Source organism: Aquisphaera insulae (genome assembly GCF_011064615.1).
In the GTDB taxonomy this organism is placed as follows: Bacteria; Planctomycetota; Planctomycetia; order Isosphaerales; family Isosphaeraceae; genus Aquisphaera; species Aquisphaera insulae.
On record NZ_JAALJH010000021.1, the window covers coordinates 70,068 to 95,683 of the forward strand.

Genomic DNA, 25,616 nt, shown 5'->3' on the forward strand with positions numbered 1-25,616 from the left:
TCCCCCCGGATGGATCGGGCCGAAGATCAGAAAAGGACCGCCCGCCGATGTTCCTGGCCCGAGTGACCGGCAGCGTGGTGGCCACCCAGAAGGTGGCCTCGATGACGGGACACAAGCTCCTGGTCGTGGAACCCTATCGGGTCGACGACAAGGGCTCGGGCAGGCTCGTCCCCACCGGGCGGTCTTTCGTCGTGGTCGATTCGCTCGGGGCCGGACTCGACGAGATGGTCCTCGTCTGCCAGGGCTCCTCGGCCCGACTCACGCCGGAGACCGAGAAGCTCCCCATCGACGCCGTCGTGATCGGCCTGGTCGACACGGTGGACGTCGCCGGCAAGGTGGTCTTCTCCGCCAGGGGTGGATGATGCCGACCGAGCCGCCACCATCGCCTCGTCGAGCCGACGCAAGCGGACTCCCCCCGGAACACTCGTGAACCCAACCGTGCCCCCTTCGCGACGGTGCCAGCCATGCAAATGACCGAAGATCTGATCCGCAGCGTGATCCATGAAGTGCTGTCCCAGATGGGCAGCGGCGGGGCGGCCGCCAACGGCAACGTCAACGGCAAGGCCCCGGCACGCTCCGGCGGGACCCTGGGCGTCTTCCCGACCGTCGACGCGGCCGTGGAGGCCGCGGAGGGGGCCTTCGAGCAGTTCCAGAAGCGCGGGCTCAACGACCGCAAGAAGGCCGTCGAGGTCATCCGCAAGATCTGCGTCGAGCAGGCCGATGAGCTCGGCCGCGCCGAGCTCGAGGAGACCAAGATCGGCCGCCTCGACCACAAGATCGCCAAGCTCCGCGGCACCATCCCCCTGATCCCGGGGCCCGAGTTCCTCCGCACCGACATCGCCACCGGCGACGACGGGCTGACCCTCACGGATTACGCCCCGTTCGGGGTCATCGGCGCCATCACGCCGGTCACCCACAGCCTCCCCACGCTGGCCGCCAACGCGATCAGCATGCTCTCGTCGGGCAACACGGTCGTCTTCAACGCCCACCCGTCCGGGGGCAACATCGCGGCCGAGGGCGTCCGGAGGTTCAACAAGGCCATCCGCGAGGTGATCGGCCTGGAGAACCTGATCACGATCATCGACCCACCCACCCTCAAGACGGCCGCCCAGCTCTTCGACCACAAAGGGATCAGCCTCCTGGTCGTGACCGGCGGCCCGGCCGTGGCCCGTGCGGCCCTGGCCAGCAAGCGCCGCGCGATCGTCGCCGGGCCGGGCAATCCTCCGGTCGTCGTCGATGCCACGGCCTGCCTCGACAACGCGGCGAAGTCGATCGTGGTCGGCGGAGCGTTCGACAACAACCTCCTCTGCATCGGCGAGAAGCAGGTCTTCGCCGTCGGCGAGATCTTCGACTCGCTCACCGAGGCCATGACGCGGAACGGCGGCTACCGGCTCACCGCCAACCAGATCGACGCCCTGACCAAGGCCGCGATCCCGGTCGGCAGCGACGGCAAGCCGCACGTCAACAAGGACTTCGTCGGCAAGGATCCCGCGGTCCTCGCGGAGGCCGCGGGCGTCAAGCTGCCGGCGGGCGTCGACCTCCTCTTCGGCGAGACGGGCTTCGAGCATCCGTTCGTCCAGGAGGAGCAGATGATGCCGTTCGTCCCCTTCGTCCGCGTCTCGAACGTGGACAGGGCGATCGACCTGGCGTTCGAGAGCGAGCACGGGTTCGGCCACACCGCGATCCTCCACTCGCGCGACACGACGGTGATGTCGAAGATGGGCAAGCTCATGAACTGCACCATCTTCGTGGTGAACGGGCCGAGCGTGGCCGGCCTGGGCGTCGGCGGCGAGGGCTATCCGTCGTTCTCGATCGCCGGCCCGACCGGCGAGGGCGTCACCAGCCCCCTGACGTTCACTCGCCAGCGGCGGACCGCCATCGCCGGCGGCATGCGGTTCCTTTGATCGCGGCGATGGCGACGGGAGGGAAAGCTGATGCAACTCGGCACGGTCAAGGGGACGGCGACCTCCACGGTCAAGCATCCCAGTTTCGAGGGGGAGCGACTCCTCGTCGTCCAGCTCGAGGCGAAGGATGGCCGGCCCGAGGGGGAGCCCGTCCTGGTTTTCGATCGCCTGGGGGCCAGGAAGGGAGACCGCGTCCTCCTGACCAACGACGGGGCCCTGCTCCAGGAGCTGCTGGGCCGCGACACGCCGGGCCGCTGGAGCATCCTCGGCCTGCCGGATGGAATGAACGCACGTTGACCTATTAGATCGGGATTCCGTTCATGAATCAGACCTTGTCGAGGACCGACTTCCGCAGCCGCGAGCCGGCGTTCGCACGCGCCCGCGGCCCGGAGATCGTGCTCGATCGGGTCGACCCGATCCTGCTGGTGGACGATGCCGTGCGAGCCGTCCTGGCCACTCTCCGCCCCACCAACCGGGTCGGGCGCGAGCGGGATGCCAGCCCCTGCTTCGCGGATCGACTCCTCGGCGTCCGTCAGGCGGAGCAACTTCCGGCCGGGATTCGCGCCGTCCGGATCGCGCCGCAGACGGTGGTGACCCCGCTGGCCCGCGACCTGCTGAAGAAGCGTGGCATCGAGATCAGGCTGGGCGTCTCGCCCGAGCTTGGACGGCTCGCCCGCGGCGAATGGGCCTTCGCGATCGGCGAGGAGACCGGCCAGCTCCAGGCCCTCCGCCGCGGCCTCCTTTCGGAGCCTCGCGAGTGGCTCGAGCTCGATCCCGACCTGGAAGTCGTGGGCGGTTGGCTCGTCGAGTCGTCCGGCCGCGGTGCCCTCTGGGTCACCAACGACGGGGCGCGGACCGTCTGGCGAGCGTGCCAGTCGCCGGGCGTTCGCGCGGCCGTCGCCGCGGAGCCCTCCGACGTCCATCGCGCGGTCGATGGCCTGGGCTTGAATCTGCTGGTCGTCGAGCCCGCGGGTAAGACGATCGCGCTCGTCCGTCAGCTCGCCGCCGCATTCCGCCAGGGAGGCGCCCCGGGCGTCCCCGCGGATCTTCACGAGGAGGTACTCCGATGAGGATCGCCGAGGTCGTCGGCCGGGTGACGCTCAGCCGTTCGGCGGATTCCCTCCGGGGCGGCCGGTTCGTGATCGTCCGGCCCATGCCGCTCGAGGCGCTGACCGATGGCTCGTCGTCGCGCGGCGAGGAGCTCATCGCCTATGACAACCTGGGGGCCGGCGCGGGGTCTCTCATCGGCCTGAGCGAGGGGCGCGAGGCCGCCAACCCCTTCGGCAAGAACAAGACACCGGTGGACGCGTACTGCGCGTGCCTCCTTGACAGGCTCTCCTTCTGATCGAGACACGGGCGGGCCGCCGGTCCCGGCGCCAGCCCGCGAACGACAAGGACTCAACGGACTTTCGATTTCCCGAACGACGGCGAGGAATCCCATGGTCGGCAACGGCGTCATGAACGAATGGAAGATGCGCGAGCTGATGTGCGAGATCGGCCGGCGGATCTACAACAAGGGATTCGCCGCCGCCAATGACGGCAACATCAGCTACCGGCTGGGCGAGGACCGCGTCCTCTGCACGCCCACCCGCACGTCCAAGGGCTACATGAAGCCCGACGACCTCTGCATCGTGGACATGGACGGGAAGCAGATCTCCGGCAAGAAGAAGCGATCGAGCGAGGTCCTGCTCCACCTCACGATCATGAAGACCCGTTCGGACGTCCGCTCGGTCGTGCATTGCCACCCGCCTCATGCGACCGCCTTCGCGGTGGCCCGCGAGCCGATCCCGAAGTGTATCCTGCCCGAGTTCGAGGTCTTCCTCGGCGAGGTGGCGATCTCTCCCTACGAGACCCCCGGCGGGCAGGCGTTCGCCGACACCGTCATCCCCTTCGTCAAGGATACCGAGACGATCCTCCTGGCTAACCACGGGACCGTCACCTACGGCTCGGACCTGGAGGACGCCTACTTCAAGACCGAGATCATCGACGCCTACTGCCGGATCCTCCTCCTAACCAAGCAGCTCGGCCGGGTGAACTACTACGACGACGCCAAGGCGGCGGAGCTGATCAAGCTCAAGCCGAACCTCGGCATCCCCGACCCGCGGCTCACCCGCGGCCTCGAGAACTGCGACCTCTGCGGCAACAGCCTCTTCCGCGAGGGCTACGGCCAGCCCGGTCCGGAGCCGAAGGTCTTCATCCATCCGAAGCTCCTCCAGAACGGCCAGGCCTCCGGTTCCGGCGTCGCCTGCGAGATGCCCACCAAGGCCGCGGCCCCCGCCGCATCCGCGGCCCCGTCGTCCAACGGCCACGCCGGCGGCCCCGACATCGACGCCCTCGTCAAGGCGATCACGGACAAGGTCATGAGCGCCCTGGCCGGCTCCGGGAGCTGAACCTCCGCCGCGCCCGGTCGTTGGCCTCCTGGAACTCGTCCCCATTCGACAGTTGGACTGGAGTGTGTCATGAGAGTGAGCATCATCGGCGGGGGTGGACTCGTCGGCTCGTGTGCGGCGTTCGCACTCCAGTGCGGCGGGATCGTCAGCGGGCTCGACCTGATCGACGTCAACGCGGACCTCTGCAAGGGCCAGGCGCTGGACCTGCTCCACGGGGCCTCGCTGATCGCCGATCAGCGGATCCGGGCCGTCGGCTACGAGGCCATCCCCGAGAGCGACCTCGTGATGATCACCGCCGGCCTCCGGCGCAAGCCCGACGAGAGTCGGCTCGACCTGATCAATCGCAACGTCGAGCTGTTCCTGGGCATCCTGGGCAACGTCAAGGGCGCCGGCCTGAAGAAGGACGCCATCGTCCTGGTGGTTTCCAACCCGGTCGACGTGCTGACCTACCTGGCCCTCGGACAGCTCGGCCTGCCAGCGTCCCAGGTCATCGGCCTGGGCACCGCGCTCGACACGGCGCGGTTCCGCAGCCTGATCTCCGAAGCCGTCAAGCTGCCGCCGACCCAGGTCACGGCGTTGATCCTGGGCGAGCACGGCGACAGCATGGTCCCGATCTGGTCCGCCGCCCAGGCCGCCGGGCTTCCGCTCGACAAGTTCCCGGGCTGGAGCAGCTCGCAGGCGGACGCGCTCTTCACCCGCACCAAGGGCTCGGGCGCCGAGGTCATCAAGCTCAAGGGGGGTGCCGGGTTCGCCGTCGGCATGGCGATCCGCGAGGTCGTCCACGCCGTTGCCCTCGACTCCCGCCGGATCCTGCCGGTGTCGTCCCTGGTGAGCGGCATCTACGGGATGCGCGACGTCTGCACGTCGGTCCCGACGGTCGTCGGCCGCGGCGGGGTCCTCGGCCAGGTCGAGATCGAGCTCTGGGGGAAGGAGATCTCCGCCCTCCAGCAGTCCTCTCGTGTCCTGCGAGAGACCATCGACCTGGTCCTGAAGGGGAATCCCAAGGCGGCCGGCAAGCCGGCGCCGGCGTCGTCGAAGCCGGCGGCCGTGGCGGCCCCGGCGAGCAAGCCCGTCCGCGTGACCATGGGCGCGGGCGGCGGGGGTAACGGCTCCGGCAGCTCCCGGGTGACGATCTCCGGGATCGGGAATGGGAACGGCAATGGCCATGGCAAGGTGACCGGGGGCCGCTGAGATGATCAAGTCGCTCGACCGCAAGCTCGCCGCGATCCACGCCAATCCTTCGGGATGCCGCGAGTTCATCCTGGCCGACGCCAAGGACGCCGACATGGCCACCGGCCTGGGCGCGCCCGGCAAGTCTCCGGAGCTCCACGCCGGCGAGGTCCGCTTCAAGACGCTCGAGGAATACCGGCAGCAGATGCGCCTGATCACGAAGCAGGCGCTCGTCGACATCATGCTCATGTCGACCAGCTCGAACTACGCCCTAACGTTCCGGGAGCGGCTCTTCGACGATTCGCCGGTCACGCCCGCCATCCGCGCCAACGACACCACGGATATCCACCTCGCCCGCGGCAGCGGCTACGCGGCCGAGCCCTCCCAGCCGTTCCGGACGGCCAGCATCGACCACGCCCAGTGCGGCCACCTCGATTGCGCACCGGACGAGCGCACCCGAGGCGCCAACCTCGGCCTCTACAGCGTGACCTTCAACAACCGGCTCGACCGCGACATCGCCACGCTCGAGCAGTTCCACGACTTTCGCGAGGAGGCCGAGCGCAAGGGCTTCCGCTACTTCCTGGAGGTCTTCGACCCGAACGTCGAGACCGGCGTCTCGCCGGAGATCCTGCCCCATTACCTCAACGACATGATCACGCGGATGCTGGCGGGCGTGGCCCCCGCCGGCCGGCCGGACTTCCTCAAGATCGTCTACCACGGCCCGAAGGCCATGGAGGAGCTCGTACGGTTCGACCCGCACCTCGTCGTCGGCATCCTCGGCGGCTCGTCGGGGACCACGCGCGACGCCTTCCAGCTCCTCCACGACGCCCAGAAGCACGGTGCGCGGGTCGCCCTCTTCGGCCGCAAGATCAACAACTCCGAGAATCAGCTCGCGTTCGTCCAGTTCCTCCGCCTGATCGTCGACGGCGTGATCGGCCCGGTCGAGGCCGTGAAGGCGTATCACGCCGTCCTCGGCAAGCTCGGCGTGGCGTCACACCGAACCCTCGAGGACGACCTCAAGGTCACCGATCAGTCGATGAGCTACAGCGGCTCCGCCTCGGTGGTCGTCCCCGCGCGGGCGACCGCTCCTGCCCCGGCCCCGGCTCCGGCGACGGCTCCCGTCCCCGCCGCAGCCTCGCACGCTCATGCCAACGGAGACGGCTGCGGCTGCGGCGGAGACTCGCCGGACGCCTGCGGCTGCAAGCCCACGGCTGCGGCCGCGGCCGTGGCGAAGCCGGTCGCCAATGGCCAGCCTCGATTCTCCGCGAACGGCAAGCCCGATTTCGCGAAGATGAGCCCGGCGGATCGCCTGGCCTACCATCGCGAACGACTCGGGCTGGGGCGCTGACTTCCCCCGGGCGCGGGCGTAATCTGGATTGTCTCTCCACGATTTCGCTCCCGCCGCCCGGAGAATTGCGTCCATGCCCCGAAGCTCCCGCCCCTTCCGAATCCCGGCCCTTCCCCTCTTCGTGCTCCTGAGCGGCCCGCTGGCGTCGATGTCGACATCCACGGCGGCCGCCCAGGGCGTGGAATACTTGAAGGCGAACTACACGAAGTACGAGTACCGCATCCCGGTGCGAGACGGCGTGAAGCTCTTCACGGCGGTCTATGTCCCCAAGGACAGGACGCGGACCTATCCGATCATGCTCTGCCGGACGCCGTACAGCGTGCAGCCCTACGGCGTGGACGAGTACCGGGACGGCCTCGGCCCGTCGGAACTCTTCGCCCGCGACGGCTACATCTTCGCCTACCAGGACGTCCGCGGTCGTTGGATGTCCGAGGGCGAGTTCGTCAACGTGCGTCCGCAGAAGGACGCGAAGACCGGGCCGTCGGACATCGACGAGAGCACGGATACCTTCGACACGATCGACTGGCTCGTGAAGAACGTCCCCGGCCACAACGGTCGGGTCGGCCAGTGGGGGATCTCCTACCCGGGCTTCTACACCTCGGCCGGGATGATCGACGCCCATCCCGCGCTCAAGGCCGCGTCGCCCCAGGCCCCGATCGCGGACTGGTTCGCCGGCGACGACTGGCATCACAACGGGGCCCTCTTCCTCCCGCATGCCTTCAATTTCCTGGCCTCGTTCGGCCATCCCCGCCCGGCGCCCATCAAGAAGGAAACTCGCGGCGAGTCGTTCGACTACGGTACTCCCGACGGCTATGAGTTCTTCCTCCGGTTGGGCCCGCTGTCGAACGCCAACGCGCGCTATTTCAAGGACGACGTCCCGTTCTGGAACGAGTTGCTCGCGCACGCGAAATTCGATGATTTCTGGGCCGCCAGGAATTTACGCCCCCATCTCCGGAACATCAAGCCGGCCGTCCTCACGGTGGGCGGCTGGTTCGACGCCGAGAACCTGTATGGTGCCCTCGAGACCTATCGGAGCGTCGAGTCCCAGAGCCCCGGCACGACGAACGTGCTGGCGATGGGCCCGTGGTACCACGGCGGATGGTCCCACGGCAACGGCAGCTCGCTGGGCCCGATTCCGTTCGGGTCGAACACGTCGGCCCACTATCGAGAGAGCATCGAGTTCCCCTTCTTCCAGTACTTCCTCAAGGGCCAGGGCGCGGCCGACTTCCCCGAGGCCCGCGTCTTCATGACCGGCACCAACGAGTGGCGATCGTTTGACGCCTGGCCCCCCCGCAAGGCGACGCCGATGAAGCTATACCCCCGCCCCGGCGGCTCCCTCGCCGCGGATCCGCCCGCCGATCCCGAGGGCGATTCCGCCCCCGGCTCCTTCGACGAGTACGTCAGCGATCCCGCGCATCCAGTGGAGTATCTCGATTACCTGACCACGCGGATGCCCGGCGATTACATGATCCAGGATCAGCGCTTCGCCGCGAGGCGCCCCGACGTCCTCGTGTACCAGATGCCGCCGCTGACCTCCGACCTGACCCTGGTCGGGCCCGTTCAGGTGACGCTCCATGTGTCCACGAGCGGGACCGATTCCGACTGGGTCGTGAAGCTGATCGACGTCTATCCCGATGACCTCGCCGTCAAGGGCACCAACGACGTCTCCCTGGGCGGTTACCAGCAGCTCGTGCGCGGCGACGTGATGCGGGGTCGTTTCCGCAAGGGCCTGGCGACACCCGAGCCGTTCGTGCCCGGCCAGGTCACCCCGGTGGTCTTCCGCATGAACGACATCGCCCACACCTTTCGTACCGGCCATCGAGTCATGATCCAGGTCCAGAGCTCGTGGTTCCCCCTGGTCGACCGGAACCCCCAGACGTTCGTCGACATCGCCACCGCCAAGGAAGCCGACTTCCAGAAGGCCACCCATCGACTCTTCCACTCGAAGACGTCGCCGACATGCCTCGAGGTCCTTGCCCTGCCGCGATGAGCTCTTCCGATCGCGTCGATTTCGACTCCTCGAATTCCGCTCGAACCCGCGAACCTCTTGACTCTTCGGGCCTCTGATTTCATAATAGATGCATCAAGCCGAAGTGGCGGAATTGGCAGACGCGCTAGGTTCAGGTCCTAGTGGGCTAACCATGCCCGTGGAGGTTCAAGTCCTCTCTTCGGCATACAGCAAAAGGACTTACGTCGAGAGGCGTGAGTCCTTTTGCCTTTATGGACATATAGTGTTCCGCCAACTTTCCGCCAGACGGGGCGGTTTCAGGGCAGTTCCGTAGGGGAGCGAATCGCCTGTCGGATCGCCAGCTCCTCGGCTTTCGTGATCGGCGATTCGCCGTTCAGCTTGGGCCAAATGGTCGAATGATGCCATCCAAGCAAGCGGGCGAGCTTGGACTGCCCGCCCGTATCACGCTCGTCGTTGAGCGAATCGCAGATGGCCCGCGGGTCGGAGGGGGTCATCAGTTGTCGAACGAGAAGACCACGCAAATCGCGCCTTCTACCTTAAGCTTTTCGAGATCCTCGAAGAATTTCGCGCCGAGGAACTCTCGGAATGTCATCTCTTGCCCTTCGCCTGGTTCGCAGCAACAGCCGCCGCTGATAATTCCGTTTGGCATCTCACGCCTAACGCGTCGATCTTCCATAATGCTCAAGCATTATTTGTTGCGTACCGCAGCAAAACCCTAGCTCTTCGGCTGGGATGACAAAGGCCCCGGTTCGCTGCAACGCGAAGTTAGGCAGCGTTTCATGGTTAGCGCGGATATTTGGCCACTCACCCGAGCTCACAAAACCTTCGCGAGTGTGCAGTTGTTGTAACCGAGGCTGTCATTCCAGGCTTGAGAGTAATTATCATCGACATCGCAACGGCAATATGTGTGGCATGCGATCCTATGCTTGCTATCGGCGAGATAAATTGCAGAATGATGATGGGGGAGCTGGTCCTTGCAGTAAAAGATCAGGTCTCCTGCCTGAAGCTGAGAGATCAACGCTCCGGCTTGAGCGATCGATTTACGCTCGGCGACGATATGGATCAGACCATCTGCCTTGAGATCATTGAACAGTCTGTCTGCGCCCAAACGGCCGTAAATAGTATTAAAGTCCCTGTGAATGTGCAGTCCGCCCGCTGTTTCGCCGGGGGGGCTTCCAAGGCAACATGAAATGAAGTGTGTACAATCTTCAAGTTCGTCCCAGACGATCTTGGATCCGTTGGGCAACTTCGCCCACTCGTCTTCCCAGTCCCCATTGTGGAACTTCTGTTCGAACACCGTGCCGAGAGGAACCTGTTTGTAGGATGGGGCGCTCTTGATACCTATGTATCCGTCGGAGCAAACCCTCGTCCAGTATTTCCGAGCGTACTCAAGGGCCTTTGCCCGGTTGTAACTGCTCATGCCGACCAGCTCCTCTCTCCAGCCTGGCCTGTGGTCTCACGTCACGCAACTTGGTACGAGAAGGATGATCCCGGGGGGCGACACAAATCGGAGACGCCGCTCCTCACCGTTTATTTTAAGACCAAGATTACACCGCGCACCTCGCTTTCAGTGAGTATTCGCATGCGAACCGCCTCGATCCGACGATACCAAACCTCTCCGAGAGTCTCAACAAGGCTACCCCTGACTTCCGCCGCCCGACGAGCGAGTTCAGCGCAGCGGCCCGCCAAGGGGAACCGCGTTCGATCCGTTTTTCTCAATGAGGGGCGATCAACTGCTCTTGTACCCAAGGGAGGAGAGTTGGTCGGGCGTTCCCACGAGGTATCGCACCTGATACGGGCGTTCGGCAGCCGCCGGGAAGTGAGTCGTGTCCTGCGCGGCCACGACCGTATGCCAGTCGATGGAGCCGTTTGCGTCGGGGTCGGTGGTGGGATTGGGACCATATGTGAATCGTGACATATTAAGATGGCCGTAGCAGGACTCGTTGGGGGGAACGATCGCCACAGCAATGTCCGATCCGTCGACCTCCCAGATGAATAGTACGTAGGAGAGGCTGTTTGTCTTCGCGGAGCAGCCATTCTCGTCGCAGGTCGATTGCCCGTTGCGAACGACGTAATTGTCATAGGGCCGGATGAGCCCCTCGGACCAGCCGCCGGATGCACCCCGCAGGAACACGCGAAGATGGTGGGACCGAGCGACCGCCTTGTTGAGGTAGAACGCCTGCTCGGCCGCCCACCCCTCCCAGGTTTGGTCGAAGCGAGAGCGGAGTGTATATTGATTTGTAATGTCAACGATTGACCCTGAACCGACGCTGACCGTATTGGTTCCGATGTGCAACCGGCCGTCCTCGAGCACGTAACCCGATCCATCGAATGGGCTGGTCGCGACGCTATGGCTGAAGTTATAGTTCGGATGGACGTGGTCGCTCACGACGGGGTTCCACTTAAAGGCAGCGAGCTCAAAGTAATCATTCTTGTAGCCCCATTGGAAGGGCGTGGAGTTGCCCGCCGCTTGGTTGAACACGATGGTCTGGTGCTTGGTCTGGTCGCGAAGTAAGACGGATGTTTGCCATCCAGATCCCGCGGCGCTCCTCGCCTCCAGGATGTTCACCGGAGAACCGACGGAACCATCCGACTGCCGCCTAGCCAGTTCGAACGTGACGCCGACCCCACCGAAATCGCCCGCGATCCCGAGCGTCACCGCGACTTCGGACCCTACAATGGTCTTAACATGGGTGGCAGGCGGGATTGCCTTCCAATCGGCCTGCGAAAGCTGGTCCTCGACGTCGTCCACGGGCTAATCCTCGCTCATTGAAGACTCGTGTCGGCCGTTCAATCTCGCGCCGACTCAGGGGCCGTACGACACCCAGAAGCCATTCGAGTTGAAGTACATGCCCAGCATGTTCTGCTTGTGCGGGTCCGCCCAGCCAGCCGGTCCTAAATCGTCGATTGCCGCCCTGGTCACTCGATAAAGGCGCCCTGAATCGGCGACGACGTTGAGAACATAGAACGTCCGGTCAAGCAGATCGTTTCGTGCGGAGAGCCAGAAGCCATTCACGTCGTGATTTCGCGCGTTGACGAGCCCATATCCCGGTGCCGTCTGAGTCATCCAATCCCAGCCGGCCGGTGTCAAGGGCGCGCTCAGGGGACGCTCGCCCGCAGCCGTGGGCGGCACAGAAGAATCAAGAAGCCAGAGGTCACCGGCCCCGCCGGGAACATCAGGAGTGGCTCGGACGCGACCGAACAGCGCGTCCGCTATCCCGCCGCTGAGGGTGCGCAGGTCATGGTTTAAGTTTTTCACCTCATTGTAGCGCTGCGTCAGCGTACCATTCCGCGTGACCATCGCCTCGGTCCCATCGAAAACGGAGGGAGTGGGAGTCCAGTAAGTGAAGTACATGATGCCGCTCGCCCCGTACCGAAGCACCTCCAGGGCCTGCCAACGGAGATGGTCCAGCGACGAGCCCGGGACGGGCTTGCCGGGGGGTAGGGGCGGGAAGGCGTCCACGAACCCCCAGAACGGCTGGCCGTGAGCCTTGCATACGTCCCTGAAAACCCGCAAGTTTGTCGTGAAGCCGTCCCGGCCGGCCTGGCTATCGACGGGATAGTGATCGAATGAAAGGAGGTGCGGTTTAACTTCCGTGATGCACCGCTCAACATAGTGGGTATAGTCCTGCTCGTCGGTGTACGGTCCATAACCGAGCGGGAGAAGGTTGAGGTACGTCGACCTCGCGGGGTCCTTTGACCTCAACTCGCTTACGATCTGCCCGAGATACGTGAAAATCTGCGGGTTCTGCTTAGGATCGGGTTCGTCCGCCAAGAAGTAACCGAGCACGCCGCTCGCCTGCTTCCAATCCTGAACAACTGCGTCCGCACGGCCCGCCAGATTATCGAAGTTGGTGGGGTTGCTGATCCTCTGGTCGCCAATCAGTGCCGGGATGTTGGCTGCCTGGGCCGCTGCGAGGTAGGCCTGAACGTGCGTCTTATCTAATGGCTCGTCGCTAGTCGGCATCGCGAGCGTGAAGCCACACTGCACGATCTGTTGAAACCTCTCCGGCGTCACGAAAGGCGTTGGCGGCCCGTCCCAGAACCCGATCGTTAAATCCGCCATAATCACCTCCAGGTGACCGGGAAGTACGGTGATGCTTCCCAGCCATGATTTCATGAAGTTGACGGAGGAAGGCTGTTCGATCTGGAGTTTGAATGTGCCGTATCGATCAAAGGTCCGCAAGGGGCTCGCCTCGTATCCTGGATCGTAGGGCCGGAGCGGCCTAGGTGACGTGCTCCGTTAAACGCCGTTGCGGCTCCGATACTGGTGGGCATGGGAACACGGGGAGTCGAGAGACGCCCCGACGATCCTAGCGCGTCTCTTTTCCGCCAAAATTCCGCCAGCACTGGCCACGCGACCACCCTTTTGATACCCTGTGGATGCCCTGCGATCAGGGCCGAACTGACCACGAAACAAGGACTTATTGCGAAACGCCCCTTTGTCTCCCCTGCAAGCCCCACGGACCCACGGTAAGTTCAGGTCCTAGTGGGCTAACCATGCCCGTGGAGGTTCAAGTCCTCTCTTCGGCATGAAATCAAAGGACTTACGTCGAAAGACGTGAGTCCTTTTTTCATTTCCCCCACCCATACTCGCGGCAGCATCCCACCCCCAGCCCGCTCTTGCGGTCCGCTTCGGCCAACGAAACGAGAGCGTCCGCCCCTGTCGTCGAGCCGTCGAAGCGAGAACGCCCAGGACGATTAGGCCCCGCGACGAAGCAGGCCCTCACCCTGGCCCGATCCACCAGCACGGCCCACCATGCAATCCGCCCACGTCTCGCAGAACGGTCACGCTGTGCTCGTCTTCCTAGCCTCGAACCGGCCATGACTGCCATGGCCGGCCCGGCGATTCTTGCTTCTGACGCCGCCCGACATCTGCCGTCAGCAGCCTGTGCTTCCACCGACCCAGATCCCCTTCGCGCGCAGCCAGTCCGCCGGGTGGAAGTGTCTCGCCATCAGGTATCACTCGGGCCCCCGCATCGGCAACCGAAGCTCCGTCCTGTGCCACCAGACCCAGAAATGCCGCCTAATCCACCGCCTTTTGGAATAACGGATCCCGGGAATTCCCCCGGTCGATCCCGCGAGACCAACCTCCGCAGGCCAACGCCCTCGCCGTCCTCGGCATGCCGACTCTCCCCGTCTGCCTACCGAGGCGCAGTCACCCGGGGATCACATCACCTCCATCATCCTTCCCAGGCTCCATCTCCTTCGCGACCATGGGCTCGCGAAGCCGAAGCGATGCAGCATTTTTCCGGGAAGTAGATCGCCCATGTCCACCGGCTCACGGGGCCAATCGCCATGTCTCTGTGGCTCCTCCTCGATACGGCGAGGGAGTAGCGTATTCCGGCTTCACACCTCCCACGACGAGCCGAGCCACGGTCGAGAAGCATGCGGACGGCGGCCCACCAGCCAGTGAGAGCCGAGCCGCCGCCATAGGTAGAGTGGCATTGGAAGCGGCCAGCGGCCGCCCTATGATCGACCGATCGTTTCTCTCGCGGATTTCAGAACCCCGGAACCACCGCCATGAGGCTTCTTCTCCTCGCATCGCTAGCAGGAATCGCCGCGATCGCCGCCCCCGACATCGCCCGCGGAGGCGACTCGTTTTATCTCAAGGACGGTGACCGCGTCGTCTTCTACGGCGACAGCATCACCGACCAGCTCCTCTACACCACCTACACCGAGACGTTCGTCGTGACTCGCTTCCCGCACCTGAACCTGACCTTCACCCACTCGGGCTGGGGCGGCGACAAGGTCGGCGGCGGCGAGGGGGGCTCAATCGACCGACGGCTGGCCCGCGACGTCATCGCCTACCGCCCAACCGTGGTGACGATCATGCTCGGAATGAACGACGCCTCGTACCGGCCGTTCCAGCAGGACATCTTCGACCGCTACGCCTCTGGCTACCGCCACATCGTCGACGAGCTGAAGTCCGACCTGCCCGGCGTCCGCCTGACCCTGATCCGGCCCTCGCCGTACGACGACGTGACCCGGGAGCCGAAGTTCGAGGGGGGATACAACGCCGTCCTGCTCAGATACGCCGACTTCGTCGAAGAACTGGCCAGGGAGCGGCATTGCGCCGTCGCCGACCTGAACGGCCCGCTCGTCGTGGCGACGAAGAAGGCCTTCGAAGTCGACAAGGAGAAGGCCGCGGACTTCAACCCCGACCGCGTCCACCCCTCGCCCGCCGGTCAACTGATCATGGCCCAGTCGCTCCTCAAGGCGTGGGGCGCCCCGTCGCTGGTCTCGGCCGTCTCGCTCGACGCGAACGGCCCGCGGATCATCTCGGCCGACGGTGCCGAGGTGACGGAATTGGCCCGCTCGGGCGACGCCCTGACCTGGACCCAGCTCGATAAGGCCCTGCCATTCCCGATCAGGCACCGGAGCTTCGTCGAAAACCTCGACTTCAAGGACCCGACCGTCGCCCTGGCGGTCAAGACGTCCGACTTCTTCTCGTCCCTTGACCGCCAGCCGCTCAAGGTCGACGGGCTCGCCGCCGCCGACTACACCCTCAGCATCGACGGCGCCCTGGTGGGGACCTTCTCGACCTACGACCTCGGCAGCGGCGTGAACCTCGCCGAGCTCGAAACGCCGATGACCAAGCAGGCGCTCGCCGTCCACCACAAGACCATCGACCACACCCAGATGCACAAGTACCGTTGGCGCGACATCCAGATGCGTTTCCCGAACGCCCCGGCGGAGTACGTCGGCTCGGCGGTCGAGGGGCTCGACGGCCTCGAACGGACGATCGTCGCCGAGCAGCACGCCCTCGCCCAGCCGAAGCCGCACAAGTTCGAGCTGAAGCCGAAGGCGAAATGAAATCCCGGGAGGCGCCCATCGCCCTTCATGGACGGAGTCGGGGCGATGGAGGAGGGGACGAGCCAACCAGGAGAATCACGCCGAGGGATTGCATCCCCGCGATTCAAGGGATTCGCAAGCGTCCGTCCCAGCTTCCTTCAGCGTGTCGCTCGTCGTTCGATCGCCCGAGCTGAACAGGCCGCTGGCGACCGCCTCTTACATGAAGGAGGGCCTGAGGCGGTTCTGGGAGCAGCCGGGCAAGGCGTTCGCGACGAGCTTCCTCGACGGCCGGCTGAGGCGGGCCCAGGCCTCGGGCATGAAGATGCTCCGGCAGATGGCCGGGACGCTGGCCCTCTACCGCAGCGGCCTGCTGGCCTACCACGACGCGATGATCACCAGAGGCCCACTGGAGGGCACCATCAACAAGATCAGGGTCCTCAAGCGGGGCGCCTACGGCTACGGCGACCACGAGTAGTTCAAGCTGAAGATACTGTCGCTCCATGAGACGCGGGACGAGTTGATGGGATAGCGACACCGCGGTCACTACTGCCCCGCGCGCTTCAGCCGGATGAACCGAACTGAGGCCCAGGGAGGTCCTGATACCAGAGGGCCGTGAGGCCCGGACCGTCCGAGCAGCCAAAGAGGAATGGCCGAGGAATTGGCATCCCGCAAGACGAGAACGATGCCGTTCCGCGACTTCGGAGTTGGACAGGCATACCCGGACTCAGTAGCATGAGTGCCGGCCACATCGTGAGGAGCATGAGCGATTCTCGCCAGTGCGAACGGAGCGCCGTCATGCGGAACCATGGTCTCCTGTTCCTTGTCGTGATGCTCCCTTGCCTTGGGAGCGAGGCTCGTTGCGGGCCTGTGGCGGACGGGCGCACCAGCGGTAACCGGGAGGACCTGGCTCTCACCCGGCGCATCGATACCCGCCTGACGGCCCGATGGGCGGAGGCGAAGTTGCGACCCGCGACGGCGGCCGACGACGGGGAGTTCCTCCGCCGCGCCTGTCTCGACCTGGTCGGGAAGATCCCGACCGCCGGCGAAGCTCGCGACTTCCTCAACGACCCAGATCCGAACAAACGAGCGGCGCTCGTCGACCGTCTGCTCGACAGCCCGGCGTACGCGGCGCGGGCCGCCCTCCTGTGGCGGCAATTCCTGCTCCCCGAGACCGATGATCAGGTCGGGGCCTCTCCGGCCGGCCTGGAGGCATGGCTGCGGAAGAAGGTCGCCGAGGAAGCGGGCTACGACCAGATCGTCCGCGATATCCTCTCGGTCAGGCTCGAGGCGAACTCGAACGATTCGATGGTTGCCGCGACGGTAGATCCGTCGCCGGCGGCATTCTACGCCGCCCGGAGCGGGAAGCCGGAAGTCGTCGCGGGCGATGCCGCGCGGGCCTTCCTCGGCATCCGCGTCCAGTGCGCCCAGTGCCACGACCACCCTTTCGCGAAGTGGAAGCGGGAGGAATTCTGGAGCTTCGCCGCCTTCTTCGCGGGCGTCCCCCAGCAGTCGAACGACGCGACCTCACGCCGCATGGGTCGCGAGGATGCACAGCGCCGGGAGCTAACCATCCCCGGTACCTCGAAGGTCGTCAAGGCCGTCCACCTTGACCACTCCGCGCCGGCCTGGCGCCCCCGCGCCGGCACGCGCGAGGTCCTGGCCGAGTGGGTCTGCTCTCCAAAGAACCCCTATTTCGCCCGGGCGGCCGTCAACCGCGTCTGGGCCCGCTTCTTCGGCAACGGCCTGATCGACCCCGTGGACGACCTCGAGGCCGAGGGGGATCCGGCGCTCGTCGGGCTCCTCGACGAGGTCGCCGGCGAGTTCCGAGACCACGACTACAACCTGAAGTATCTGATCCGTGCCCTGATGGCGACCCGGGCGTATAGCCTCTCGAGTGCCGCGGAGCCCGGCACGGCGACGACCACGCCGCTCTTCTCCCGGATGCCCGTGCGCGGGATGTCGCCGGACCAGTTCGTGGACAGCCTGGCGCAGGCGACGGGATGCGACCTGGGCGAGAGCCGGGCTCGCCTGCTCGAGCTCTTCACCGAGCGCGACGTGCCGCCGACCGAGTCGCAGACGTCGATCCTTCAGGCCCTCACCCTCATGAACGGCGCGGTCCTGAGCGGCGCCACCAGGCCGGAGTCCGGAGAGACGATCGGGGCCATCGCCGAGGCCCCCTACCTCGATACCGCGGGGCGGGTCGAGATGGTCTTCCTGGCAGCCCTTTCCCGCCTGCCCAGGTCGGAAGAGCGTTTACTCGCGATCCGGTACATCGACGGCCGCTCGACTGAAGCGGACCGCGCCCGAGCCCTGTCGGACGTCTTCTGGGCCCTGCTCAACGGGCCCGAGTTCCGCACCAATCACTGAGGAGGCGGGGGATCGTCCTCCGTCGCCGAGCACGTTGAGGGATCGGGGAGACCTGCCATGGATTATTCCTCTTCGTCGGCGGGGCGCGTCACCCGCCGGCAGATGCTCCGGCTCGCCTCGTGGGGGACGCTGGCGGGCTCGGCCTCCGGATGGATCGAGAACCTCGCGGCGAAGGCCGCGCCGGATCCCAGTCGCCGCAAGGCCTGCATCCTGCTCTGGATGTCGGGCGGGCCCAGCCAGATCGACACGTTCGACCCCAAGCCGGGCCACGAGAACGGCGGGCCGTTCAAGCCGATCTCGACGAGCGTCCCGGGGATGCAGATCGGCGAGCACCTGCCGAAGCTCGCCCGCGAGGCCAAGGAGCTGGCGATCATCCGGGGGATGAGCACGAAGGAGGGGGACCACAGCCGGGCCACCTACGTGCTCCGCACGGGATACCTGCCGCTGGTCTCCGTCCGCTACCCCGCGCTCGGGGCCCTGATCTCCAAGGAGCTCGAGGACGACTCGGCCGAGCTGCCGGGGTTCGTCAGCGTCGCGCCGTATCGGGCGATCAGCCCCGGCGCGTTCGGGTCGGGGTTCCTCGGCCCTCGGTACGCGCCGCTCGTCGTCGGCGAGCGCTCCTACGGCGCGGGCAAGGCGGGCAGCCGGGCCTTCCGCGTGGACGACCTGGAGCTGCCGTCCGACATCAAGGCCGACCGCGCCGACGACAGGCTGAAGCTCCTCCAGTCGTTCGCCCGGGACTTCCGGGAGACACGCCCAGGGGTCACTCCCGAGAGCCACAACGACGCTTACATGCGGGCGGTGAGGATGATGCGGTCGCCGGCCGCGAAGGCGTTCGAGCTCGACGAGGAGCCCGACGCCCTGCGCAACGCTTACGGCCGCAATCCCTTCGGCCAGGGGTGCCTGCTGGCCCGTCGCCTCGTGGAGCGGGGGGTCCCGTTCGTCGAGGTCACGCTCTCCGGCGTGGACGGGCGGAACTCTCTGGGCTGGGACACGCACGCCCAGAACTTCGACGCCGTCAAGGCCCTCTGCGGCGTGCTCGATTCCGGCTGGTCGACGTTGATCACGGACCTGCGCTCGCGCGGGCGGCTCGACGACACACTGATCGTCTGGATGGGCGAATTCGGCCGCACGCCCAAGATCAACGAGAACGCGGGGCGCGACCACTTCCCGAACGCCTGGTCCACGGTGCTGTCCGGCGGGAAGGTGCACGGGGGCCGGGTGGTCGGCGACACCGGGCCCGACGGCATGGAGGTCCGCGACCGGCCCGTCGCGGTGTCGGACCTGCTCGCCACGATCGTCAAGGCTCTCGGGCTCGACCCGACGACGCAGAACACGGCGGAGGACGGCCGGCCGATCCGGCTGGTCGATCTCAAGGCGAAACCGATCGCGGAGCTCCTGGGATGATGGTTCCCGCTGGACTGCTGGCGATCGCTCTTGCGCTCCTCGTGGACGACGAGCCCCCCGCGACGGTCCCGCCGGCCTCGGCGTTCGCCGCGCCCGGGGACGACGCGGTGCAGGACCTGGTGATCCTCGGGGAGGCCCGGGCAATCCTCCTCCGCGTCCGCGTGATGGTCGGCGATCGGCCGTTCCGCGCGGCCTGGGCCGAGGGGATCCGCGCCTACCACGCGCGCCTCGACGACAACGGGGACGGCCAGATCACCACGCAGGAGGCCGCGAAGAACGGCCTGGCCGCGCTCCTGACTCCGGCCGGCCCGAGCGCCAGCACGCCGGCCCGGGGCCAGCCGGAGGCGGACGTCAGCCCGAAGGACGGCGAGATCTCCGTCCAGGAGTTGACCGAGGTCCTCCGCGGCTCGTTCGGGCCCTTCCGGCTGCAGGTCGAGCCGGTCCCGGGGCGGCGGACCGACGCCCTCTTCGACCAGCTCGACCGGGACAAGGACGGCGAGCTCACCCGGCCCGAGATGGACGCCATCGTCGGCTCGCTCCGCCGGCTCGACCGCGACGCCGACGAGATGATCGACGAAGGCGAGGTCAACCTGACGACAACCTCCGTCGATGCGATGTCCATGATGCAGGCCCGTCCCGCTCGCGATTCGTCCACGCCGACGGTGATCGAGTTGAGCCCCGGCGAGTCGACCGTGCGGCTGTCGCGGCTGCTGGTGAAGAAGTACGACACGGGATCGAGCCGGGGGCCTGGCCGGCGCGACTCCCGGCTGTCCCCGGAGGAGTTCGCCATCCCGGCCGAGGCGTTCGCCGCGTCGGACCGCAACCGCGACGGCACGCTGAGCGCCGAGGAGCTGCGCACCTACCTGGCGGACGCTCCGCGCGACGCGATCCTGGACGTGGTCCTCTCCGCCGACGCCTCGGGCCGGGCCGCGGTGGCGGTCCGAAGTGCCGACGGCGGATCGCCGGCGGGCATGACCGTCCGGCCGCTCGTGCAAGGCGCGGCCGAGATCGAGATGGGCCCCGTCCGGATCGACGTCCACGTGGACGACGGGGCGAGGGCCGCGGAGGCCGCGCGCAAGGGCCTGCGGGCCCGGTTCGACGCCGCCGATGCCAACCAGGACGGATACCTCGAGAGGGACGAGCTCAACCAGGACAACGCCCCGGTCTCGCCCCTGGCCGGCCTCTTCGAGGCCCTCGACCATGACGGCGACGGGAAGGTCTATCCCCGCGAGCTGGACGAGTTCGTGGCGCGGGAGGCGGTCGCGGCGCGGGGGCATCTGACGATGACGGCCTCGGACGAGGGCCGGGCGCTCTTCGGGATGCTCGACCTGGACCGCGACCGCCGCCTCGGCGCGAGGGAGGTCCTGGAGACCTTCGCCCGCGTCTCGGCCTGCGACCGAGATCGCGACGGCCGCGTGACCCCCGACGAGATCCCGCAGCACTTCCGGCTCGTCCTCGACCGCGGCGACCTGTCTGTCCTCCTCGCGACGCCCGCCAACGGGAACGTCGTCGTCGTGCCCGCGGGCATGGCCGCCGCACCCTCGCGGCCGAGGCCGGCCTCCGGGCCGGCCTGGTTCCGCAAGATGGACCGGAACCACGACGGGGACGTCTCTCCGCGCGAGTTCCTCGGGACCCGCGACCAGTTCGCTCGCCTCGACCGCGACCACGACGGCCTGCTCTCGCCCGCCGAGGCCCAGGAGGCGTCCCCCGGCCGATCGGACCGGGTCAAGGCACCTGGCGGTTGAACCTCAGGAGGATCCGCTCGGCGCGGAAGACGATCTCGATGTCCTTCTCGCGGAGCGCGTCTTCGAGCACGGGGATGGCCACGGGGCCCATGTCGTAGAGCTGGGTCTCGGCGTCCTCGCGGGCCTTCGGGCCGAGGTCGCCGAGCTGCTTGACGAGCAGCCGGGCGCGGTCCTGGAGCCGCGGGTCGACCCCGTGAGCGATCACCGCCGCCGTCCGCACGAACTTCTTGGGGGTCGGGAAGACGTCGAGGAGGACGATCTCGTCGATCGCCTCGCGCGACAGATGGGCCAGCACGATCAGGCCCTTGGGCTCGAAGATCGTGGAGGCGTACTGGTCGAGATACGCCTGGACGACCTCGGCGCGCATCCCCTGGGCCGTCAGGCGGCGGGCGTAGGTGTCGCGGGTGACCTGGCGGAAGGAGGGGTCCGAGGGGCTCAGGGGCTGGGAGAGGGTGAGCTTGATCGGGGGGCCCTCGATCACGGCCTTCTTGTTGGTCTCGGCGGCCAGGCGGGCGGCGGTGGTGATGAACAGGCTGGCGTCGTCGGCGATCCGGTAGCTCAGGCCGATCGTGCCGAGCACCTCGGCGAGCGCGTCGCGGGCCGCGAGGCGGCCGTTCTTCAGGGTCATCGGCTGGCCCAGGTCGATCTTGTCCTTGGAGAGCGTCGGGTCGTCCACCTCGTAGCGGACGCGTGCCTGGCCGGCGACCAGGGCCAGGACGTCCCTCCGAGGGACCTTGTCGGCGTTGACCGTGACGGGGCGATTGAGCGCCTGGTCCACGCGGGCGCGGGTGTCCGCGTCGGCCTCGGCGGGGATGGGCTTGGGCTCGGCCTTCTTGTCCCCGGCCTTGAGCTCGGCCTCGGCCTTATCGAGGGCGGCCTCCGCGGCCTTCGCCTTCGCCTCGGGCTTGTCCTTGTTCTTCTCGTTCTCCTTCTTCTCCTTCTCCTTGGCCGCCTCCTCGTCGGTCACGCTCCTGGGGATGCCGGAGGGGAGCTCGTCGAGCCAGCCGAAGCGGTAGCGGCCCCCGTCGACGGGCGCGATCACCGCGACGTCGAGGAGCCTCGCATTCGTCAAATTCTGGAGCGTGTACTCATCCGGCCCGCCGCGGATCTTGACCGGGATCGGGATCGCGACCTCGGCGTCGTAGGACAGGAACCGCTCGACCCTCGTCTCGTGCTTGATGAAGAGGGCCTTGTCCGGCCGCCGGAGCTTCTGGAACCAGTGGTCCTCGGGGATGAACCCCGCCGCGGTGCCGGCGGGGGGCGCGGCGAGCAGGTTCGCCTTGAACCAGCGGAGGCCGTCGCTCCGCTCGGTGGCCTGCGGCCAGTGGGCCAGGACGCTCCCCTTCTTGACGCGGAGGTCGAAGTCGACGTCCTGGGTCGGCTCGCCGAACGCCTGGACCACGGAGACCGGGGCGACCGGGAATTGCCGGTTCAATTCCGGGCCCTCGATCTTGGGCCGGACTGTGCCGACCGGGCCGGGCATCGCGTTGCGGTAGACGCGCGGCTGGTTGAGGGAATTCTGGGCGGGGCTGCCGACCCAGACCGACCACTCGTAGACCTCGACCGGGAGCGGCGGGCGGTCCTCGGCACCTCGGACGGTCGGCGCGAGGCAGAGTCCGGCGACGAGGCACATCCCGAGGGAACGGACGCGAGGCGAGTACGCGGGCGAGGTTCGTGTCATGGTCGGCTCGCGGTTGTCGTTGTGAGCGATCGGTCCGGGGAGGCGGCCGCGACCGAGGCCGCCCCGGGCGTCGGGCCGGCCCCGGGGCGATAGAGCCGCGCGTCCGCCCAGATTACGCGATCGCCGGTGTCCTCGTCGGCGCCGAAGTCGACGATCAGGCGGAGTTGGTCGGCCCCCGCGACGGGCAGGGAGAGGCGGACGGGCGGGGCGTCGGCGCGGAGGTCGGGGTTGGCGTACAGCTCCTTGCCGTCGGCGAAGACCCGGCAATCGACCCGGCCCTTCTTGTTGCCCGAGGGGTCGAATCCGACGGTCGCCTCGAACGTGGTGTAGCGGCGGTCGAGGTCATACGTCAGGGCCGTCCGCGAGTGCACGGAGAGGCCCTTCTCGACGATTCGGTCGTCGATTTTCAGCGGCGAGCCGTCGAGGGTGACGTCCCGGCGGTAGGGAGCCCGGCGGGCGAAGTAGGGAGTCTCCTCGACCTTGCTCGGCTGGAGGTCCGAGAGGTAGGCCATCTCGCCGCCGCGGAACCGGACGCCGCGGACCTCGGCCGAGGGGAGCTTGACGGCCTGGCCCCAGGGGGTCTCCACCTCCCACTTGTCGCCCTCGACCTTGACCCAGCGGCCCGAGAGGGCCAGGCCTCCCGAGAGCGTGAACGTGGGGCGCACCTCGGTCGGGGGTGCCGGCGCGGGCCTGGCCGCGAGGACGAACCCCTCGACCTGCTTGAGCGCCAGCGTCCGGCTCTTGCCCCGGTAGGCGAACGTGAGCTTCTCCCCCTTCGCCGCCTCGACGACGCCCCCGATCGTCACGACCTCGCCGTCCTTGGCGCGGGCCAGGAGCAGGTCCTCGCCGCCGGGGGCCTTGAGCCGCTTGGCGAACGACTCGGGCGACTCCTTGTGGTCGGCCATCCCCATGTACACGCCGAGGACGCGGGCCAGCGGGACGTCGATCTTGTCGCCCCAGGTCGTCGTCAGGGTCAGCGCGTCCGCGCTCAACGCCTCGAGCCTGCCGAAAAGCTGCTCGTCCTCGGCGAGGTAGACGCGGGCGTCGAGCGCGGGGGTCGGCGCCGCGGGGTCGTACTTGAGCTTGGGGTCGGTCTTCCCGGTCGCCTGGGCCTGGACCTGGGCATTCTGGCCGTCGGCGTACATCAGGTTGATCATGAACGGCTTGTTGTTGCAGTCTCCGTCGGGCGGCTCCAGGAACACGTCGGCCCAGGTCTCCTTGCCCGCGCGACGGAGGCTCACGGGCCAGGCCGGGGTGCCGGTCGTGTCGAGCTGCCACATGGCCTGGCCCTTGTCGGTGGGGCACTGGATCATGATCTGCTGGATCGCCGCGTCGCGGAGGCCGGACATCACCAGGTGGATGTCGCGGATGCCGCTGGGCTTGGGCTCGACCTTGGGCAGCTTGGGGGGCGGCACCGTCCCCGGCGGCGGTGCGGCGAGGTCGTCCCCGGCGGCCTTCTTCTCGTCCTTCCCCGCGGTGCCGCCGGGCCCGGTCGTGTCCACGTTCGGCTGGCCGACGAACTTGACCGCGAGCATCGACGACCGCTCGAAGGTGATCGACTCGACCTGGTCGAGCGGGAGCCTTGCCTTGACCCTCGCCGCCGGATTCACCTGCGGGCCGGGGTTCGAGACGAAGACGAGCCTGGGGAGGTCCGCGACGACGCCCCCGGAGGGGAGCCGGGTCGGGGCGGCCCGCACGGGGGAGAAGACCTGTTTGGGCAGGTCGGCGGTCCCCGCCGCGGGCGGGTTGGCGGGGGCCGCCGCGGGGGTATTGTCCATGATGACGAGCTTGCCGTGCTCCAGCGCCGATGGCTCGCCGTGGAGGACCGTCCCGTGGATGGTGCGGACGGCGGTGCCCAGCCCGGTGATCCGTTCGGCGTGGACGACCAAATCCCGGAAGAGGACGTCCACGGGCTCGGCCCCGTTTCGGTTGGCGACGAAGAGCTTCACGCCGGCGATGTCCATCGGGCCGATGTCGACCTTGCCGATCTCGCGCGGCTCCTTGGCCATCTCGTCGTAGACCTGGAAGCGGAGGCTCTGGCCCTGACGGCGGATCTCCAGGCGGATCGACTGGCCTTTCGCCGGGAAGGTGTGCCGGATCGGCTTGGCGGGCGTGGGGTCGGGGCCGCCGAAGGGATTGAAGGCCCGCCGGCGGCCCATCATCGGCGAGCCCATCATCGGGCCGCCCGCGGCGGACTTCTCGATGGGCCGATAGATGTCCCTGCCGTCGGGCTCGAGCTCGCGCAGGAGCGTCGCCTCGGGCTGGTCGATGATCTGGGTGGCGACCGCGATGCCGATCGCGGCGCCGTCCTCCCGGGCGGGCTTGGGGAGCTTGCGGATGTCCAGGGTCGCGGTGATCGTGCAGTCGCCGCCGATCCGGAGCTGCGGCGGCGTCTTCCAGCCCGCCTCGGCCTCGCCCGGCTTGAGGGTCACCCGCAGGCCGTCGGCCTCGCGGGCGAGCGCCTTCTTGTCGCCGAAGCCTCCGGCGTCGAGGGCGGCCTGGTCGAACGCCTTCTCGGCCAGCGGCCGGTGATAGTCGCCCGCGCCGGCCGCCCCGAGGCCGATCCACACAAGAAGTCCGCCCAGCATCGCCGATCCCCCGGTGTGTCGCGTGATCCCCGTACGTCGCTTGGTGACTATCTCAGAGGTCCTGCACCGCGGGCCTCGTCTCGTCGCAACTCGTCCCCGGCAAGACGGAGAGCCGAATCCGCTTCCCAATTACTAAGGCTTAGCATTACCCACAAGTGCGAGAAGCCCGAGGCCAGGCGGGGTGCATGTTGCGCGAGGCGGACCCTCTGGTCCCCTCCTCCCTGTGTGGGGGAGGGGACCGGAATGGCTCGC

The 25,616-nt window shown here is 67.2% G+C and carries 19 protein-coding genes, 1 tRNA gene and 1 pseudogene; 15 read left to right on the top strand and 6 right to left on the bottom strand.

The window, feature by feature from the left end; genetic code table 11:
* The first annotated feature begins 47 nt into the window (after positions 1–47).
* The 10 genes and pseudogenes from G6O54_RS13940 to G6O54_RS13985 all read left to right on the top strand — a co-directional run bounded on the left by G6O54_RS13940 (position 48) and on the right by G6O54_RS13985 (position 8,986).
* Positions 48–362, top strand: coding sequence for a EutN/CcmL family microcompartment protein (locus G6O54_RS13940; RefSeq protein WP_165226251.1), 315 nt, complete (start codon positions 48–50; stop codon positions 360–362).
* 102 nt (positions 363–464) lie between these two features.
* Positions 465–1,904 (top strand): aldehyde dehydrogenase family protein, encoded by a 1,440-nt coding sequence (locus tag G6O54_RS13945; protein WP_165226252.1) that lies wholly within the window; start codon positions 465–467, stop codon positions 1,902–1,904.
* A 30-nt stretch (positions 1,905–1,934) separates the two neighbouring features.
* Positions 1,935–2,201 (top strand): EutN/CcmL family microcompartment protein, encoded by a 267-nt coding sequence (locus G6O54_RS13950; protein ID WP_165226253.1) that lies wholly within the window; start codon positions 1,935–1,937, stop codon positions 2,199–2,201.
* Positions 2,202–2,224: 23 nt separating this feature from the next.
* Complete coding sequence (locus G6O54_RS13955; RefSeq protein ID WP_165226254.1) at positions 2,225–2,974, top strand: hypothetical protein; 750 nt, start codon at positions 2,225–2,227, stop codon at positions 2,972–2,974.
* A complete protein-coding gene (locus tag G6O54_RS13960) occupies positions 2,971–3,249 on the top strand; it encodes a EutN/CcmL family microcompartment protein (protein WP_165226255.1) in 279 nt (92 codons plus the stop codon). The genes G6O54_RS13955 and G6O54_RS13960 overlap by 4 nt, the downstream gene beginning before the upstream one ends.
* Before the next feature lie 94 nt (positions 3,250–3,343).
* A complete protein-coding gene (locus tag G6O54_RS13965; protein ID WP_165226256.1) occupies positions 3,344–4,294 on the top strand; it encodes a class II aldolase/adducin family protein in 951 nt (316 codons plus the stop codon).
* A 69-nt stretch (positions 4,295–4,363) separates the two neighbouring features.
* A pseudogene (locus tag G6O54_RS13970) lies at positions 4,364–5,284 on the top strand (lactate/malate dehydrogenase family protein); the annotation flags it as partial.
* Between the two features lie 202 nt (positions 5,285–5,486).
* Positions 5,487–6,812 (top strand): beta/alpha barrel domain-containing protein, encoded by a 1,326-nt coding sequence (locus tag G6O54_RS13975; protein WP_165226258.1) that lies wholly within the window; start codon positions 5,487–5,489, stop codon positions 6,810–6,812.
* A 73-nt stretch (positions 6,813–6,885) separates the two neighbouring features.
* A complete protein-coding gene (locus tag G6O54_RS13980; RefSeq protein ID WP_165226259.1) occupies positions 6,886–8,802 on the top strand; it encodes a CocE/NonD family hydrolase in 1,917 nt (638 codons plus the stop codon).
* A 97-nt stretch (positions 8,803–8,899) separates the two neighbouring features.
* Positions 8,900–8,986, top strand: a tRNA-Leu gene (locus G6O54_RS13985).
* Positions 8,987–9,077: 91 nt separating this feature from the next.
* Here the strand turns inward: G6O54_RS13985 and G6O54_RS13990 are convergent.
* The 4 genes from G6O54_RS13990 to G6O54_RS14005 form a co-directional block, all read right to left on the bottom strand.
* Positions 9,078–9,275, bottom strand: a complete 198-nt coding sequence (locus G6O54_RS13990; RefSeq protein ID WP_165226260.1) for a helix-turn-helix domain-containing protein — start codon at positions 9,273–9,275, stop codon at positions 9,078–9,080.
* Between the two features lie 320 nt (positions 9,276–9,595).
* On the bottom strand, positions 9,596–10,201 hold the full coding sequence (locus G6O54_RS13995) for an amidase domain-containing protein (protein ID WP_165226261.1): 606 nt from the start codon (positions 10,199–10,201) through the stop codon (positions 9,596–9,598).
* 309 nt (positions 10,202–10,510) lie between these two features.
* Positions 10,511–11,533 carry a hypothetical protein gene (locus G6O54_RS14000; RefSeq protein WP_165226262.1) on the bottom strand — a complete coding sequence of 341 codons (1,023 nt, stop codon included), beginning with the start codon at positions 11,531–11,533 and terminating at the stop codon, positions 10,511–10,513.
* A 54-nt stretch (positions 11,534–11,587) separates the two neighbouring features.
* Positions 11,588–12,967 carry a hypothetical protein gene (locus tag G6O54_RS14005; protein WP_165226263.1) on the bottom strand — a complete coding sequence of 460 codons (1,380 nt, stop codon included), beginning with the start codon at positions 12,965–12,967 and terminating at the stop codon, positions 11,588–11,590.
* A 1,337-nt stretch (positions 12,968–14,304) separates the two neighbouring features.
* Between G6O54_RS14005 and G6O54_RS14010 the strand changes: the two genes are divergently transcribed.
* From G6O54_RS14010 to G6O54_RS14030, 5 genes are all read left to right on the top strand, one after another.
* The gene (locus G6O54_RS14010; protein WP_165226264.1) at positions 14,305–15,597 is read left to right on the top strand and encodes an SGNH/GDSL hydrolase family protein; all 1,293 of its coding nucleotides are present in this window, start codon (positions 14,305–14,307) and stop codon (positions 15,595–15,597) included.
* A 142-nt stretch (positions 15,598–15,739) separates the two neighbouring features.
* Positions 15,740–16,051 carry a transposase gene (locus tag G6O54_RS14015; RefSeq protein WP_165226265.1) on the top strand — a complete coding sequence of 104 codons (312 nt, stop codon included), beginning with the start codon at positions 15,740–15,742 and terminating at the stop codon, positions 16,049–16,051.
* A 353-nt stretch (positions 16,052–16,404) separates the two neighbouring features.
* Entirely contained in the window at positions 16,405–17,943 is a 1,539-nt protein-coding gene (locus tag G6O54_RS14020; RefSeq protein WP_256368983.1) for a DUF1549 and DUF1553 domain-containing protein, read from the top strand.
* A gap of 57 nt (positions 17,944–18,000) precedes the next feature.
* A complete protein-coding gene (locus G6O54_RS14025; RefSeq protein ID WP_165226267.1) occupies positions 18,001–19,350 on the top strand; it encodes a DUF1501 domain-containing protein in 1,350 nt (449 codons plus the stop codon).
* A complete protein-coding gene (locus G6O54_RS14030; protein ID WP_165226268.1) occupies positions 19,347–21,095 on the top strand; it encodes an EF-hand domain-containing protein in 1,749 nt (582 codons plus the stop codon). Before G6O54_RS14025 ends, G6O54_RS14030 begins: the two co-directional genes overlap by 4 nt.
* Here the strand turns inward: G6O54_RS14030 and G6O54_RS14035 are convergent.
* Positions 21,076–22,776 (bottom strand): hypothetical protein, encoded by a 1,701-nt coding sequence (locus tag G6O54_RS14035; RefSeq protein ID WP_165226269.1) that lies wholly within the window; start codon positions 22,774–22,776, stop codon positions 21,076–21,078. The two genes, G6O54_RS14030 and G6O54_RS14035, sit on opposite strands and share 20 nt — an antisense overlap.
* The gene (locus G6O54_RS14040) at positions 22,773–25,364 is read right to left on the bottom strand and encodes an NPCBM/NEW2 domain-containing protein (protein WP_165226270.1); all 2,592 of its coding nucleotides are present in this window, start codon (positions 25,362–25,364) and stop codon (positions 22,773–22,775) included. The genes G6O54_RS14035 and G6O54_RS14040 overlap by 4 nt, the downstream gene beginning before the upstream one ends.
* Between the last annotated feature and the right edge of the window lie 252 nt (positions 25,365–25,616).